We start from the raw sequence: 16084 nt of genomic DNA, 5'->3' as shown, positions 1-16084 counted from the left end.
GGAGTAAGGGGGGAGGCGTGAGGTGTAGTGAGCCGTGAGAGGTGTTTACCCCTCACGCCTCACGCTTCGCACTTAGAGGATCAGACGCCGCAGGTCGGCCAGCAGTTTGGCCAGATGTACGGTGAAGCGTGCCGCTGCCGCGCCATCGATGACGCGGTGATCAAACGACAGGCTCAGCGGGCACAGCAAACGCGGTTCAAACGCGCTGCCATTCCATACTGGCTTGATCTGGCTCTTGCAGACACCCAGGATTGCCACTTCCGGCGCATTGATGATCGGCGTAAAGCTGCTGCCGCCAATGCCACCAAGGCTGGAAATCGTGAACGTGGCGCCTTGCATGTCGGTCGGCTTGAGTTTGCCTTCGCGTGCCAGAGCGGACAAATCGGTCAGCTCCTTGGCGATCTCTTTCAGGCCCTTCTTGTCGGCATCCTTGATCACCGGCACAACCAGACCGTTCGGCGTATCTGCCGCAAAACCGATGTGGTAGTACTGCTTGAGGACCAGGTTGTCGCCATCCAGGCTGGCATTGAAGTTCGGGAACGCCTTGAGCGATTCGGCTGCAGCTTTGATGATGAAAGCCAAAGGCGACAATTTCAGACCACTCTTTTCCCACTCTTTGCCAATCGACTTGCGGAATTCTTCCAGCTCGGTGATATCGGCTTCGTCGTTGAACGTAACGTGCGGAATCATCACCCAGTTACGATGCAGATTGGCACCGGAAATCTTCTGGATGCGGGTCAGTGGCTTGGTTTCGATCGGGCCGAATTTGGCGAAATCAACCTTCGGCCATGGCAGCAGATCCAGACCGACGCCAGTACCAGCCGTTGCGGCGGCAACTGGTGCTGCGGCGGCACCCGACAATACGTTCTTGATATAGCCACGCACATCTTCGTGCAGGATACGACCCTTGGGACCGGTACCGGTTACGCGGGACAAATCCACACCCAGCTCGCGCGCAAAAGAACGCACCGATGGGCTGGCGTGAGCACGGCGGAAACCGGCTTCGTCAAACTTGACTGCGGTGGTGGTGGCTGCAGCTGGTGCGGCGGCCGGGGCAGCTGCCGGTGTCGGCACTGGCGTAGCAACTGGGGCCGGAGCAGGTGCTGCAACAGGTGCAGGCGCTGCGGCGCTGACCGGAGCGCTACCTTTCAGTGTCAGGATCAAGGCACCTTCACCAATCTTTTCACCAACCTTCACTGCGACACTTTCCACTACGCCAGCCGCTGTGGAAGGTACTTCCATGCTGGCTTTGTCGGATTCAAGCGTGATCAGCGAGTCGTCAACGGCGACGGTATCGCCGACTTTGACGTTCACTTCGATGATCTCGACCGTATCGAAGTTACCGATGTCCGGCACGCGCACTTCAATGCTTTGGGCTGGACCTGCCGGCGCGGCTACCGGTGCCGGAACTGGCGCGGCAACTGGTGCAGGTGCGGTCGGTGCCGGGGCAACTGGTGTTGGCACAGCAGCAGGCGCTGGAGCAGCCGCCGCAGCGCTGACTTCGACCAGCACAACCACATCGCCTTCCGAAACCTTGTCGCCAACCTTGATTTTGACTTCTTTGACCGTACCGGCAGCGGTAGCCGGGACTTCCATGGTGGCCTTGTCGGTTTCCAGTGTGATGAGGGATTGTTCAACCTCGATCACGTCACCGGCTTTGACCAGCACTTCAATGACATCCACGCCATCATGGCCGCCGATATCGGGAATCTTCAATTCAATAACGTTGCTCATGGGAATTCCTGTGAGGGGTGAGGGGTAAGGAGTGAGGGGCAACCTCACTCCAGCCTTAGCGTTCGGTGTGGGTGTGGCAGGTTTTATCCTGCACGCCGCACACCTCACGCCTCACACATTTCTCATACTGTCCAGGGAGCCGGACGATCCGCTTCGATGCCGTATTTGGCAATCGCTTCCGCAACCTTGGTCAATGGCAGCTTGCCGTCGTCGGCCAGTGCCTTGAGCGCCGCCACCACCACGTGGTAACGGTCCACTTCAAAGAACTTGCGCAGCTGCTGACGGCTGTCCGAACGGCCAAAGCCATCGGTACCCAACACCACATAACGACCCGGCACGTATTCGCGAATCTGCTCGGCGTAGGTGCGTTTGTAGTCGGTCGCCACAATGACCGGACCCTTGGCATCTTTCAGGCATTCAGTCACATACGGCACCTTCGGCTCGGCCGTTGGGTGCAGCATGCTGTAGCGGGTTGCAGCCATACCGTCGCGCTTCAGTTCGTTGAAGCTAGGTGCGGACCAGATATCCGATTCAACGCCAAAGTCGCTCTTCAGCAATTCTGCTGCAGCGATGACTTCACGGAAGATCGTACCGGAGCCCATCAGTTGTACGTGCAGGTCACCCGTGGCAGCCGCAGGACGGAACTTGTACAGACCCTTGATGATGCCTTCCTCTGCGCCCGCTGGCATGGCCGGGTGGGCGTAGTTTTCGTTCATCACGGACAGGTAGTAATAGATGTTTTCCTGATCCTGATACATGCGCTTCATGCCGTGATGCACGATCACTGCCAGTTCATAGGCAAAGGTCGGATCATACGAAACGCAGTTCGGCACGAACTCGGCAAACAGATGGCCGTGACCATCCTGGTGTTGCAGGCCTTCGCCGTTCAGTGTCGTGCGGCCAGCGGTGCCGCCGACCAGGAAGCCACGAGCACGCAGATCGCCCGCAGCCCAAGCCAGATCACCAATACGCTGGAAGCCGAACATTGAGTAATAGATATAGAACGGAATCATCGTGACGCCATGGTTGGCGTAAGCGGTGGCCGCGGCAATCCAGTCCGCCATGGCACCGGCTTCGTTGATGCCTTCCTGCAGAATCTGACCTGTGGTCGATTCTTTGTAGAACATCAGCTGGTCAGCATCTTGCGGCTCATACAGCTGGCCAACGTGGCTCCAGATACCCAATTGGCGGAACATGCCTTCCATACCAAAGGTACGGGATTCATCCGGCACGATCGGCACAACGCGCTTGCCAATGGCTTTGTCTTTCACCAGTGCGGTCAGAATCCGCACAAACGCCATGGTGGTGGACATTTCCCGCTCGCCGGAGCTTTCCAGCAGGGCTTTGAATGTTTCCAGCGGCGGTACTTCCAGCGGCTCGTTCACCGGATTGCGCGATGGCAGGTAGCCACCCAGCGCGGCACGGCGTTCGTGCATGTATTTCAGTTCTGGCGCTTCAGCTGGCGGCAGGTAGAAGCTGGCGGCGCGCGCTTCTTCATCGGTCAGCGGAATACGGAAACGGTCGCGCAGATGCAGCAAGTCATCAGGCGACAGCTTTTTGGTCTGGTGTGCCACGTTTTGCGATTCGCCCGCCGCGCCCATGCCGTAGCCCTTCACGGTCTTGACCAGCAGCAGGGTAGGTTGGCCTTTATGCTCAACCGCCGCCTTGTAGCCAGCGAAGACCTTGTGCGGATCATTACCACCGCGGGTCAGACGCCAGATATCGTCATCAGACAGGTTGGACACCATATCCAGCAGTTCTGGATACGCGCCAAAGAAGTGTTGACGAACATACGCGCCATCTTTGGATTTGTAGGTCTGGTATTCACCGTCGACCACTTCCATCATGCGTTTTTGCAGCAGGCCGTTCTTGTCTTTGGCCAGCAGGGCATCCCAGCCGGTACCCCAAACAACCTTGACCACGTTCCAGCCCGAACCACGGAAGTCGCCTTCCAGTTCCTGGATGATCTTGCCGTTACCGCGCACCGGGCCGTCCAGACGCTGCAGGTTACAGTTGATCACGAACACCAGGTTGTCCAGCTTTTCCCGGCCAGCCAGCGAAATCGCGCCCAGTGATTCCGGCTCGTCCATTTCGCCATCGCCGCAGAAACACCAGACCTTGCGATCACCCTTCTGTTCAAAGCCACGGTCACCCAGATACTTCATGAAGCGAGCCTGATAGATGGCCATCAACGGGCCCAGACCCATCGACACAGTCGGGAATTGCCAGAAGTTCGGCATCAGCCACGGGTGCGGATAGCTGGAAAGGCCTCCACCGTCCACTTCCTGGCGGAACTTCAGCAGTTGTTCTTCAGAGATACGGCCTTCCAGGAAGGCGCGCGAATACATGCCAGGCGCGCTGTGGCCCTGGAAGTACACCAGGTCACCGCCGTGGTTGTCGCTCGGCGCGTGCCAGAAGTGGTTCCAGCCCACGTCGTACAGGGTGGCGGCAGAAGCGAAAGAGGTGATATGACCACCCAGATCGCCATTGATCTTGTTGGCGCGCACGACCATCGCCGCAGCGTTCCAGCGCGTGTAAGAGCGAATGCGCTCTTCGAAAGTGTGATTCCCCGGGCTTCTGGCCTCAAGGTGAACCGGGATGGTGTTGATGTAAGCGGTGGTCGCGGTATACGGAATATTGACTCCGTCTTCACGCGCATGACCAATCAGCTTTTCAACAAGATAGTGGGCGCGTTCAGCACCTTCGTTTTCCAGCACGCCATCCAGCGCATCCAGCCACTCACGGGTTTCCTGTGGGTCCTGGTCGTGTATCTGCTCTGCCATTGCCATACCTTTTTGATGTAGTTAATGCTGTCCGGGCTTGCGTTGTCCATTCCGAACATCGTCCGGCTCGTGGCCGGGCGACTTCACATTTCCGCTGTGCGGTGTAGTTATCTGCCTCCCCAAAAGTGCGCAATTGGGGAGGCAGTGGTGTTGCTTAACGCGGGTTATTGCGTTTGTAGTAATTGACCAGGCCATTGGTCGAAGAGTCGTGTGTAGCCGTCAGGCCTGGCGTGGTCAGATCGGCTTCAATGGCTTTGGCCAGTTGCTTGCCCAACTCAACCCCCCATTGATCATAGGAGTTAATGTTCCAGATGGTGCCCTGAACCATGATCTTGTGTTCGTACAGGGCAATCAGCGCACCCAGGCGACGCGGCGTCAGACGCTGCATCATGATGGTGTTGGTTGGGCGATTGCCTTCAAAGACCTTGTGTGGGGTCAGCTCATCTTGTGCCTGACCGGTAATGCCGGATTTTTCCAGCTCAGCGCGTACTTCAGCTTCGTTCTTGCCGCGCATGAAGGCTTCAGTCTGCGCGAAGAAGTTGGCCATCAGAATCGTGCTGTGCGGCTCAGGAATTTCCGGATGCTCGACGCTGGCGATAAAGTCGATCGGCACCATTTGCGAACCCTGGTGCAGCATCTGGTAGTAAGCGTGCTGGCCGTTGATACCGGCATCACCCCACACCACCGGGCCAGTGTTGTAATCAACGCGATGGCCATCCAGATCAACCGTCTTGCCATTCGATTCCATATCCAACTGTTGCAGATAAGCCGGGAAGCGATGCAGCGACTGGTTGTACGGGGAAATCAGATGGGTGCTGGCACCAAAGAAGTTGATGTACCACACGCCGAGCATGCCCATGATCACGGGCAGGTTCTGTTCCAGCGGCTTGTTCTTGAAATGCTCGTCCATGGTGTAAGCACCATGCAGCAGATCCTGGTAATCATGCTTGCCCAGGTAAATGGCGATGGGCAAACCAATGGCCGACCACAGGCTGTAACGGCCGCCAACCCAGTCCCAGAATTCGAACATGTTGTTGGTATCAATACCGAACTCTGCCACCGCCTTGGAGTTGGTTGAAACCGCAACAAAATGCTTGGCGATATGGCTTTCGTTACCCACGCGATCCAGGAACCACTTGCGCGCGGTGCGGGCATTGGTGATGGTTTCTTGGGTGGTGAAGGTCTTGGAAGCCACGATAAACAGCGTGGTTTCCGGATTCAGTTTCTTCAGCGTGGAGACAATCTGGTCGCCATCCACAGTGGATACAAAGTGCATGGTCAGGCGCTGATGGCCGAAGTCTTTCAGCGCATTACAGACCATAACCGGACCGAGGTCCGAGCCACCGATACCGATATTCACGATGTCGGTAAAGGCCTTGCCAGTGTAGCCAACGCGTTCGCCAGAGCGGATTTCATCAGAGAACTGGAACATCTTCTCTTTGACGGCGTTGACCTTGGGCATGACGTCTTCGCCATCAACCAGGATCGGGTTTTTGTCCAGATTACGCAGCGCTACGTGCAGTACAGCGCGGTTTTCGGTGATATTGACCTTTTCGCCGGAGAACATGCGTTCAATGCGCTTTTGCAGGCCGGATTCGCGGGCCAGCGTGAACAGCAGTTCCAGGGTTTTTTCAGTGATGCGGTTCTTGGAGTAATCAAAGAACAAACCACCCGATTCCACCGAGAATTTCTCGAAGCGTTTCGGGTCATCCTGGAACATGTCCCGCATGTGCAGCGGAGCGATTTCCTTGAAGTGTTCCGCCAGGGCGAGCCAGGCGGGCGAGCTGGTAAGCTTGGACATCCTATTTCCTTTCTTCCTGTGGCTTCACGTCCGCTTGCCATGAAAGGGGGCGGACTCTGGTTGAATGCCTGTTTTACATGCTTCGTGCTGAAGGTTTTGCTGCCGGGGTACTACCGGGATTGCCTCGACAGATGTCGGGCAGCGGCGTGGCACCGCCGGCCTGGCTATCTGCTGATGAGTTATTGCCTCATTGATCAGCAAGCGATCAATGGTCGTGCCCGCGCACACGTTTTTCTTTCATGTTGCGCTTCATTTTTTCCAGTTGGTCGATCAGCTCTGGCCCGCGCTTGAGCGCCACGCCAACAGCCAGCACGTCGATGATCACCAGGTGAACAATGCGGGTAATCATGGGCGTGTACAGATCCGGATCTTCCATGGTGTCTGCATACAGGCAAAGCGAACAACGCTTGGCCAGTGGCGATTTGGAGTGCGTAATGCCAATCACGTCGGCACCCGCATCACGGGCAATTTCTACCGAACGGATCATGTCCAGCGTACGGCCGGAGTTGGAGACCGCTACCACAGCATCGCCCGGTTTGAGCATGGAAGCGCTCATGCCGTGCATATGTGGATCGGTATAGGCTACGGTTGGCACACCAAGGCGGAAAAATTTGTTTTGGGCATCGATAGCCACTGCACCGGATTGACCTTGTCCCCACACTTCAATCTTGTGGGTGTTGGCCAGAACCTTGATGGCTTTTTCCAGTACTTCGGTATCGAGTTCGTTACGACAACGCAAAAGATGCGAAATGTTGTTGTCGAACAGTTTTTTGGCCAGGTCATGAGCGGAGTCGTCAGCCGATACCATCGAATGCACGTAAGGCACACCGGAGACCAGACTGCGGGTCAAGCGCAGTTTGAAATCCTGCAACCCGGAGCAATTGAGCGAACGGCAGAAACGAATGACCGTGGGTTGCGATACGTCGGCCAGATCGGCAATTTGCGCAATAGGCGCATTTGCAACCAGATTGGGCTGGGCCAGTACCAGTTCGGCCACTTTGCGTTCCGATCTGGAAAGGCTGTCGATCATCGTTTTGATGCGTTCGAGCATAGGCGTCTCACTCCATCTCTTTGTATTGGCGGTAGCGTGCCTTTTGGGTATCGCTTCCGCCGATTATGGATACGGGGCTCATTGAGCCCCATATCGGAAAATGACCAATCAAGCTGTCCAGTAAACCAGTTTTTGACCGGTTACTGCATCCAGCACACGCCGGATTGGATATTGCTCTACCACCGGCTTTTGCTCGGCCAGTGCATCTTGCAACAGGGTTTTCTTGCCTTCACCAGTGATATGTACGATCACTTCACGCGCCTTGGCGATGGTGGGCAAAGTCAGGGTGATGCGTTTGTGCGGTGCGACTGGCGGGGTTACCGCAGCGACCAGGGCCTGCGAGGCGCAAGCCGCTTCAAGCTCCGGCGCATTCGGGAACAGGGATGCAGTGTGCCCATCATCGCCCATACCTAGAATCAGTACGTCGAATGGCGCGGGCAGGGCGGCAAAGCGTGCTTCGATTTCCGCTTCGCCTTCATGCGGCGTGGCCGCGGCAGACACGGGCGAGACAAAGTGCGCAACAGCGGCATTGCCTACCAGCAGATTCTGGCGCACGGTGCGCTCGTTGCTGTCGGCGTGATCAACCGGCACCCAGCGCTCATCAACCAGCGTGATCCAGACCTTGCTGAAATCAACGGTAGATTCGCTCAACGCCTTGAACATGCCTGCGGGCGTACGGCCACCGGAGACGGCCAGCGCCGCTTTGCCGCGTGCCGCAATGGCTGCATTCAAAGCTGCTGCGATGGCACAGGCCAGTTGCTGGTCCAGTTCGTCTTTGCTGCCAAATTCATGCCACACAACGGACATTGGTCATCCTTAAAATCATTCAACAAGCGTAACAACTGGCCGGGTTTTGTGTGCAACACATAAACTTGAACCGGCCAGCTGACGCGTTTTCTGCGTATTTCAGTAGACAGCAGCGCTGCCATATGACCGGGAGATGATGACCCTGTTGGTCAAAATACCCTCGGTCTCATGCAGGCTGACTGCCCTGTAGCGGTAAATCAGTGCTCTTCGTGCCAGGCCAGACCATCACGCGACAACAAAGCCGACGCTGCCGCCGGGCCCCATGTGCCTGCGGTGTATGGCTTGGGGGCTTCGGTGCTGCTGCCCCACGAATCGAGAATCGGCTCGACCCAACGCCACGCGGCGCGTTGTTCGTCACGACGCACAAATAGCGAAAGATCGCCACGAATCACGTCCATCAACAGGCGCTCGTAGGCTTCTGGTGAACGAGTCTTGAAGGTTTCCTTGAAGTCCAGATCCAGGTGGACTGGACGCAGGCGTACCTGGTTGCCTGGCTCTTTGGCCATCAAGTACAGGCGTACGGATTCGTCCGGTTGCAACTGGATCACCAGACGGTTTGGTGTGTGCATGCGGCCAAAGATGGAAGTCGGCGTTTCGCGGAAGTTGATGACAATCTCTGCCATCCGTTCTTGCAAACGCTTGCCGGTACGCAGGAAGAAAGGAACACCAGCCCAGCGCCAGGTCTGGATTTCAGCCTTGAGCGCAACGAAGGTTTCTGCGGTGGAGCCTTCCGGTACGCCAGGCTCGTCCTGGTAAGCCGGAACAGGCTTGCCATTGATCGTGCCAGCGCGATATTGACCACGTACAACCTTGGTGTGCACATCTTCCAGGCTGAGCGGCTTGAGTGCGCGCAGAACCTTGAGCTTTTCGTCACGAACGGCATCGCCGTCCATGGTGGCTGGTGGTTCCATCGCCACAATGGTCAGCAACTGCAGCAAGTGGTTTTGAATCATGTCGCGCAGCGCGCCGGTCTTGTCGTAGAAATCCGCACGGGTTTCCACGCCAACTTGTTCGGTCACGGTGATTTGCACGTCGCTGATCCACTCACGGCGCCACAGCGGTTCCAGCAGCGTGTTGGCAAAGCGCAAGGCGATCAGGTTCAGAACCGGCTCTTTGCCCAGGTAATGGTCAATCCGGTAAATTTGATGTTCGTTAAAGTACTCTGCAACCGCATCGTTGATTTCATTCGACGATTCGAGGTCGTGGCCGAGCGGCTTTTCCAGCACAACGCGGGAGTTGCCTTTGTTCAGGCCAACCGAAGCCAGATTCTTGCTGATGATGGCAAACAGGTCCGGCGCGGTGGAGAAGTAAAACACGCGAGCACGGCCAGTTTCCTGGTTCAGCAGTTCGGCCAGGGCAGGGTAATCATCGGCGTTGTTGGCATCGTTGCGCAGGAACGAAATGCGGCTGGCGAACTCGGCCCATACGTTTGCTTCGTAGTCGCTACCCAGATAGCCCTTGGCCAGTCCATGCGCCTTGTCCAGATAAGCGGCTGTGTCGCTGGCGCTGCGGCCCAGACAGATAATGCGGCCGGCTTTAGGCAGATTGCCGTCACGGTGTTGGTGGTACAGGGCCGGCAACAGCTTGCGCATCACCAGGTCGCCGGTGCCACCGAACAGCACCATGTCGAAAGCATCAATAGGGGTCATATCGGGCGTTCCTTTCCTTTTATGCGAGAGGCGTGAAGACCTCTCGTTTTGCTGTAAACAGCCTGTAGGCTGTTTCAAATGAAACCAGAATCCTTGTGTGCGCCTGGCACGGCGAAACGGACACGGCAGCATCATCAGATGGTGTCGGCGCTATGCATGCACCAAACCTGATTGCTGCTGCCGTTATTGCGACTTTCTGGCGCGCGGGAAATTCAACTATGCTGCAAATTACCCAAGCCGGATATTCGAAAGACTTTGTAATCTTACTACACGCTCAAACACCCGCGCAAACGGTAAAGAAGCCTCTTCTCGCAGACCGCAGCAACGAGTAATGTCATGGGGGTAATAGCCCGCTCTGGCTGGCTTATGCTGCAGTGCAGCAGCACCATTTTGTGTCATAGTGTTGGTTGATGCGCAGGGGTGATTGTAGTAAAACTACGCTTCGGCAACTATTTCAATCCTGGGTCGGTTGTAGTGTTAATCCGGTCCGTGGCGTTCCCCATTTCGGAGTCCTGCAATGCCAGCTGTCAGTCCTGTGCATCCTCGGCTCGCCGAGGTTACCCGGCGTATCGTTGAACGAAGTCGCGAATCCCGCGAGCGCTATCTAGCTCGCCTGGATGCCGCCGCTAGCAAGGAGCCGCTGCGCAAAGGGCTTGCCTGTACCAATCTGGCGCATGCATGGGCTGCGTCGCCAGAGGGCGACAAGATCATGATGCGCGAAATGCGCCGCCCGAACGTTGCCATTGTCTCTTCCTACAACGACATGTTGTCGGCGCATCAGCCGCTCGAAACCTATCCTGCCATTATCAAGAAAGCTGCCCACGAGGCGGGTGCCACGGCACAGTTTGCTGGCGGTACGCCAGCCATGTGCGACGGCGTTACGCAAGGTCAGCCAGGCATGGAGTTGTCGCTGTTCAGTCGCGACGTCATCGCCATGTCTACCGCAGTGGCGCTGTCCCATAATGTATTTGATGCAGTTACTCTACTGGGCGTGTGTGACAAGATCGTTCCGGGCTTGTTGATCGGGGTCTTGCAGTTCGGTCATCTGCCTGCGATTTTTGTCCCGGCCGGCCCGATGACCTCAGGCATCGCCAACAGCGAGAAAGCGAAAATTCGTCAGTTGTTTGCCGAAGGCAAGTGTGATCGCACCGAATTGCTGGCTTCTGAAGAAGGCTCCTATCACGGAGCGGGTACCTGCACCTTTTACGGCACCGCCAATTCCAATCAAATGTTGATGGAGATCATGGGTCTGCATCTACCAGGTGCAGCGTTTGTTCATCCAAATACTCCGCTGCGCGATGCTTTGACTGCAGCAGCAGGTCGCCGTGCCGCACAAATTACCAATGTAGGTAATGAATACATTCCCGTTGGCCGTCTGGTCGACGAAAAAGTCGTGGTGAATGGCATCGTCGGGTTGCTGGCGACCGGTGGCTCAACCAACCACACCATGCATCTGACTGCTGCAGCGCGCGCTGCTGGCATCATCATTGACTGGAGCGATTTTGATGACCTGTCGGCCGTGGTGCCGCTGGTGGCCAAAATCTATCCGAACGGCACTTCTGATGTAAACCAGTTCCATGCCGCCGGTGGTATGCCATTCTTGACCCGCGAACTGCTCAAGGGCGGTTATCTGCACGAAGACGTGCACACCGTGATGGGTTTTGGTTTGCACCGCTACGCACAAGAGCCATTCCTGATCGATGGCAAGCTTGAATGGCGTGATGCGGATGCCGAGTCCGGCGACGAAGGTGTTTTGCGTCGTATCGAGAAGCCATTTAGTGCCGACGGCGGCCTGCGTTTGCTGGATGGCAATCTGGGGCGTGCCGTGATCAAAATCTCTGCAGTGAAAGCAGAGCATCGCCTGGTTGAAGCTCCAGCAATGGTGTTTCATGATCAAGATGAAGTGCTGGAAGCATTCCAGCGCGGCGAAATGGAAAAAGACGTCGTGGTTGTGCTGCGCTTCCAGGGGCCGCGTGCAATCGGCATGCCCGAACTGCACAAACTGACCCCAGTGCTTGGTGTGCTGCAGGATCGCGGCTTCAAAGTAGCATTGGTAACCGATGGCCGTATGTCCGGCGCTTCCGGCAAGGTGCCGTCGGCTATTCACATTACGCCAGAAGCATTGGCTGGCGGACCACTGGCCAAATTGCGTTCGGGTGATGTGATTCGTCTTGATGCCGAAGCTGGCGTTTTGCAAGCCAAGGTTGATTCTCAGGTCTGGGCCTCGCGGGAGCGGGCCGAGGCCGATCTGACCGCGCACCAGCATGGCATGGGTCGCGAACTGTTTGCTTCTTTCCGTCAGGCTGCCACAGGCGCGGAAGAGGGAGCCCTTTCTCTTGGCTTGGCGCACTGATCGTCAACTGGAAAGGGTGGTCGGGGGCGTAACCTGTCAGAGGCTTTATCCCGTTGTGCCAGATTTTGGGATTGGCAGGTGCGCATTGAGGTACTAACACGCAACACTTATAAGAAAGTCAGGATCATGCAAATTCGAGAAATCATGCGCTCCTGCCCGGTGATGCCGGTGCTGATTATTGAAAAGACCGAACACGCGGTCCCGTTGGCCAAAGCGCTGGTCGCAGGCGGTATCCGTGTACTTGAAGTGACGCTGCGCACTGACGCCGCACTCGAGTCCATCCGTTTGATTGCCGACGAGGTACCTGATGCCATTGTTGGCGTCGGCACCGTGGTTCGCCCGGAACAGTTCGCACAGGCCAAGGCCGCTGGCGCCAAGTTCGCGGTCACGCCTGGTCTGACCGAAACACTGGCAGCCGCCGCGCGCGCCGCGGACATTCCGTTGCTGCCTGGCGTGATGACGCCTTCAGAAGCGATCGCTGCTCTGGAAATGGGTTTTGACGCACTCAAGCTGTTCCCGGCAGAACAAGCTGGTTCTTACGGCATGCTCAAGGCTTTGGGTAGCCCGTTGCCGCAAGCATTGTTCTGTCCTACTGGTGGCGTGACGCCGGAGTCGGCGCCCAAGTTGCTGGCACTGCCGAACGTCGGTTGTGTGGGCGGCTCCTGGCTGGCGCCAAAAGACAAAGTGGCTGCGGGTGATTGGGATGCTATTACTGCATTGGCTCGCGAAGCCGCCAGTTTTCGCCCATAAAGGTAGATAGCTAGCAAACAGCCTGGCGATATGTTCCTTCGCCGGGCTGTTTGTTCTTGCATATTGTTGTCATGGCTTTGGGCTAAAGTGCTGTGTAGTGACGGTTAGTCGCAGATGTAACTGATCGGGTTGTATTTGCCGCCATAGCCTATACATATGACACATATGATTTCTGTTTGGTAAGGTTGCTCGTTATTGAACAATCAACCTTTTGTTTATTAACAAATAGCTGGTGGAATATATGACTATCAAAGTGGGTATCAACGGTTTTGGCCGTATCGGTCGCATTGTTTTTCGCGCGGCACAAGCTCGTCCCGACATTGAAATCGTTGCAATCAACGACCTGTTGGACGCGGAATACATGGCATATATGCTGAAATATGACTCTACCCATGGTCGTTTCAACGGCACGGTAGAAGTAAAAGATGGTCATCTGGTTGTAAACGGCAAAACCATCCGTTGTACCGCTGAGAAAGACCCGGCTAACCTGAAATGGAATGAAGTCAACGTAGATGTGGTTGCAGAAGCGACCGGCATTTTCCTGACTGATGAAACTGCACGTAAACATATTCAGGCTGGCGCCAAAAAAGTTGTGCTGACTGGCCCTTCCAAAGATGACACCCCGATGTTCGTCATGGGTGTAAATCACAAGGCCTATGCAGGCCAGGATATCGTTTCCAACGCATCTTGCACCACCAACTGTCTGGCCCCTCTGGCTAAAGTCATTAACGATAACTTCGGTATCGTTGAGGCGCTGATGACAACGGTGCATGCCACTACCGCAACGCAAAAAACCGTTGATGGCCCATCGCATAAAGACTGGCGCGGTGGTCGCGGTGCTTCCCAGAACATCATTCCGTCATCGACTGGTGCCGCTAAAGCAGTTGGCAAGGTGATCCCGGAACTGAACGGGAAAATCACCGGCATGTCGTTCCGCGTGCCGACCCCGAACGTATCGGTGGTTGACCTGACTGCTCGCCTGGCCAAGCCGGCAACCTACAAGGAAATCTGCGCGGTCATGAAGGCTGCGGCAGAAGGTGAGATGAAGGGTGTTGTCGGTTACACCGAGGACGACGTGGTCTCCACCGACTTTAACGGCGAAATCTGCACATCGGTATTCGATGCCAAGGCAGGTATCTCGTTGAACGACAACTTTGTGAAGCTGGTTGCCTGGTACGACAACGAAACCGGTTATTCCAACAAAGTGCTGGACCTGATTTCGCACATCGCCAAGTAATTTGGAAGTAGTTGCGGGGTAGGAAAAAGGGCGACGACATGTCGCCCTTTTTTGTTTTCTATCACCACTTCCTGGCATTGCAGGGCGATGTACGTCTGCGAATGATGTGCGCTATCGGCGCTCGCGCAACCGAATGGCCGTAGAGCAACAGAATCGTCTGGCACTCCGGCCAGCACGCTTCCCCCGGCATGCCTCGTAAAACAGATGACGTGTTTAGGATTTCAGCGGCCAAGCCAAAACGATGTAATACCAATTAATCAGCATTTGATGTTGTTGGGACGGGCGGACGCTCTGGCGGCTATTCGTACCGCTGGGAATGGAAATACATAGATAAACATGGCTCTTTTATTGTCAAAAAATGTTTTAAATCAAAGATTTTTTTATATTCCAGTTATGTACACACCAATCTGGTGCCATCCGCCGGAATGTGCTTGCCCCACTCGTAATACCACTTTGTTGTACTTATAAGACATTTCCTGGTTTGAAGCCGGACGTGGTTTGCTTCGCCTAAATGAATTCACTTATGCTTTGTGCAGAGCAAAGTTCACGTCATCATTCGTGGCGGTTCTTTGTCGTTGCTCAAGCTGGTGAATAACCAACTTCCAAACTAGGAGACCTATAAATGTTTAAGCGTGCTCTGATTGCTGCTGCGGTTACCGCTGCTGTTGCCGCCCCGGCCTTTGCGGACGTTACCATCAGCGGTTCCGCTGAAATGGATATCTTTGTCCGTACCCACCAAGCTTCTTCCCAGAAAAATGCGAACGACGCAGGTAGTTCCGCTGTTCTGAACGAAACTGACCTGATCACCAACTTTGACGGTTCCGACAAGCTCGATTCCGGCAGCAAGCTGATTTGGCACATTTCGCAAAAAGTGGCTACTCCTTCCACAACCGCATGGGGCGCTCGTGAAGCCTACATCGGTCTGACTGGTGATTGGGGTACTTTCCGTTCGGGTCGCGTGTTCGCACCGTCTTACCTGGCTCTGGATGCATTCCAGTGGGGCGCGGGTAACCTGTGGGAAGATTACGGCGCAAACGCTGTATGGTTCAAAGAAGCTCTGGCATACACCACACCTGACTTCGGTGGCTTCGGCGTGCAAGTTGCTTATGACCTGGGCACCAAAACTGCTCAAGGCCAAACCTGGGCTCTGGACGCAATCGCTACCTATAACGGTAACGGTCTGAGCCTGGCTGGTGGTTATCAGCAACAGAAGGGTGTTGCTAATGGCGCCGGTGGTACTTCTGGCTTCAACCAGGATGATGCTTTCAACTCCGGCGGCGACACTGGCGTGAAGCAAGAGTTCTACTTTGCTCAAGGTAACTGGGACATTGGCAGCGGCTTTACTGTTCGTGCAGGCTGGAAGCACAACAAGTGGTCCAATGACAACAACATCGCAACAGTAAGCTCCTTCACCACTGCTGAAAACGACCAGTTCTTGCTGGCCGGTGCATACAGCTGGGGTAAGAGCTCCGTTGCTCTGGGTTGGCAAGATATCACCAACAGCAAAACCAACGGTGATAAAGACAGCAACCACGATCTGGACCAAATCTTTGGCCAGTACACCTACGGTCTGTCCAAGAACACTGTGGCTTACGTCCAAGGTCGTTACCACAAGTTCAAGGATAGCAACACCCGTCCGTACGTTGCTGCTAACTGGCAACTGGATGGCACATCGCCAAGCGGCACCGACAACGGCGCACGTCTGCTGATCGGTACATGGACTGGCTTCTAATCTGAATTTTATTCAGGTTTCAGTCTAAAAGGAGGGCGACGAAAGTCGCCCTTTTTCCATTTCAAGTGTTGCACTTCTGGGTAGGCAGCTTTGCCGGTCTGCAGGGGTGATATTTGAGAAAGGCGCAATAACCAAATGAATTTATTGGTTATTTTTTGAAATAATTTTTTGCAATTGTGTAAGGTGT

General features: G+C 55.5%; 10 protein-coding genes. 4 read left to right on the top strand and 6 right to left on the bottom strand.

Annotated features, from left to right (window positions below):
• Positions 1–72: 72 nt before the first annotated feature.
• The 6 genes from aceF to zwf all read right to left on the bottom strand — a co-directional run bounded on the left by aceF (position 73) and on the right by zwf (position 9825).
• A complete protein-coding gene (gene aceF / locus P4L78_RS11860; protein WP_309328267.1) occupies positions 73–1734 on the bottom strand; it encodes a dihydrolipoyllysine-residue acetyltransferase in 1662 nt (553 codons plus the stop codon).
• Between the two features lie 122 nt (positions 1735–1856).
• Positions 1857–4517 carry a pyruvate dehydrogenase (acetyl-transferring), homodimeric type gene (gene aceE / locus P4L78_RS11855; RefSeq protein WP_283150154.1) on the bottom strand — a complete coding sequence of 887 codons (2661 nt, stop codon included), beginning with the start codon at positions 4515–4517 and terminating at the stop codon, positions 1857–1859.
• 154 nt (positions 4518–4671) lie between these two features.
• Complete coding sequence (gene pgi / locus P4L78_RS11850) at positions 4672–6318, bottom strand: glucose-6-phosphate isomerase (protein ID WP_283150153.1); 1647 nt, start codon at positions 6316–6318, stop codon at positions 4672–4674.
• Between the two features lie 205 nt (positions 6319–6523).
• Positions 6524–7369: a transcriptional regulator HexR gene (gene hexR, locus P4L78_RS11845; RefSeq protein ID WP_283150152.1), complete on the bottom strand. Its 846-nt coding sequence runs from the start codon at positions 7367–7369 to the stop codon at positions 6524–6526.
• Positions 7370–7477: 108 nt separating this feature from the next.
• Positions 7478–8176: a 6-phosphogluconolactonase gene (pgl, locus tag P4L78_RS11840; RefSeq protein WP_283150151.1), complete on the bottom strand. Its 699-nt coding sequence runs from the start codon at positions 8174–8176 to the stop codon at positions 7478–7480.
• A 197-nt stretch (positions 8177–8373) separates the two neighbouring features.
• The gene (gene zwf, locus P4L78_RS11835; RefSeq protein ID WP_283150150.1) at positions 8374–9825 is read right to left on the bottom strand and encodes a glucose-6-phosphate dehydrogenase; all 1452 of its coding nucleotides are present in this window, start codon (positions 9823–9825) and stop codon (positions 8374–8376) included.
• Positions 9826–10342: 517 nt separating this feature from the next.
• On the opposite strand from zwf, the gene edd reads away from it, so the two are divergent.
• The 4 genes from edd (at position 10343) to P4L78_RS11815 (ending at position 15897) form a co-directional block, all read left to right on the top strand.
• Positions 10343–12178: a phosphogluconate dehydratase gene (edd, locus tag P4L78_RS11830; protein WP_309328265.1), complete on the top strand. Its 1836-nt coding sequence runs from the start codon at positions 10343–10345 to the stop codon at positions 12176–12178.
• Positions 12179–12304: 126 nt separating this feature from the next.
• Positions 12305–12928 (top strand): bifunctional 4-hydroxy-2-oxoglutarate aldolase/2-dehydro-3-deoxy-phosphogluconate aldolase, encoded by a 624-nt coding sequence (locus P4L78_RS11825; RefSeq protein ID WP_283150148.1) that lies wholly within the window; start codon positions 12305–12307, stop codon positions 12926–12928.
• A 241-nt stretch (positions 12929–13169) separates the two neighbouring features.
• Positions 13170–14165 carry a glyceraldehyde-3-phosphate dehydrogenase gene (gapA, locus tag P4L78_RS11820; protein ID WP_283150147.1) on the top strand — a complete coding sequence of 332 codons (996 nt, stop codon included), beginning with the start codon at positions 13170–13172 and terminating at the stop codon, positions 14163–14165.
• Positions 14166–14787: 622 nt separating this feature from the next.
• Positions 14788–15897: a porin gene (locus tag P4L78_RS11815; protein WP_283150146.1), complete on the top strand. Its 1110-nt coding sequence runs from the start codon at positions 14788–14790 to the stop codon at positions 15895–15897.
• Positions 15898–16084 lie beyond the last annotated feature (187 nt).

This window comes from Silvimonas sp. (assembly GCF_031291215.1).
In the GTDB taxonomy this organism is placed as follows: Bacteria; Pseudomonadota; Gammaproteobacteria; order Burkholderiales; family Chitinibacteraceae; genus Silvimonas; species Silvimonas soli.
The sequence above is the reverse complement of the archived record's forward strand: the minus strand, read 5'-3'. Positions and strand labels throughout refer to the sequence as shown.

Coding starts and splice junctions, on each gene's coding strand:
- gapA (WP_283150147.1), top strand. CDS start 13,170: ATGACTATCAAAGTGGGTATCAACGGTTTTGGCCGTATCGGTCGCATT.
- aceF (WP_309328267.1), bottom strand. CDS start 1,734: ATGAGCAACGTTATTGAATTGAAGATTCCCGATATCGGCGGCCATGAT.
- aceE (WP_283150154.1), bottom strand. CDS start 4,517: ATGGCAGAGCAGATACACGACCAGGACCCACAGGAAACCCGTGAGTGG.
- hexR (WP_283150152.1), bottom strand. CDS start 7,369: ATGCTCGAACGCATCAAAACGATGATCGACAGCCTTTCCAGATCGGAA.
- P4L78_RS11815 (WP_283150146.1), top strand. CDS start 14,788: ATGTTTAAGCGTGCTCTGATTGCTGCTGCGGTTACCGCTGCTGTTGCC.
- pgi (WP_283150153.1), bottom strand. CDS start 6,318: ATGTCCAAGCTTACCAGCTCGCCCGCCTGGCTCGCCCTGGCGGAACAC.
- P4L78_RS11825 (WP_283150148.1), top strand. CDS start 12,305: ATGCAAATTCGAGAAATCATGCGCTCCTGCCCGGTGATGCCGGTGCTG.
- edd (WP_309328265.1), top strand. CDS start 10,343: ATGCCAGCTGTCAGTCCTGTGCATCCTCGGCTCGCCGAGGTTACCCGG.
- pgl (WP_283150151.1), bottom strand. CDS start 8,176: ATGTCCGTTGTGTGGCATGAATTTGGCAGCAAAGACGAACTGGACCAG.
- zwf (WP_283150150.1), bottom strand. CDS start 9,825: ATGACCCCTATTGATGCTTTCGACATGGTGCTGTTCGGTGGCACCGGC.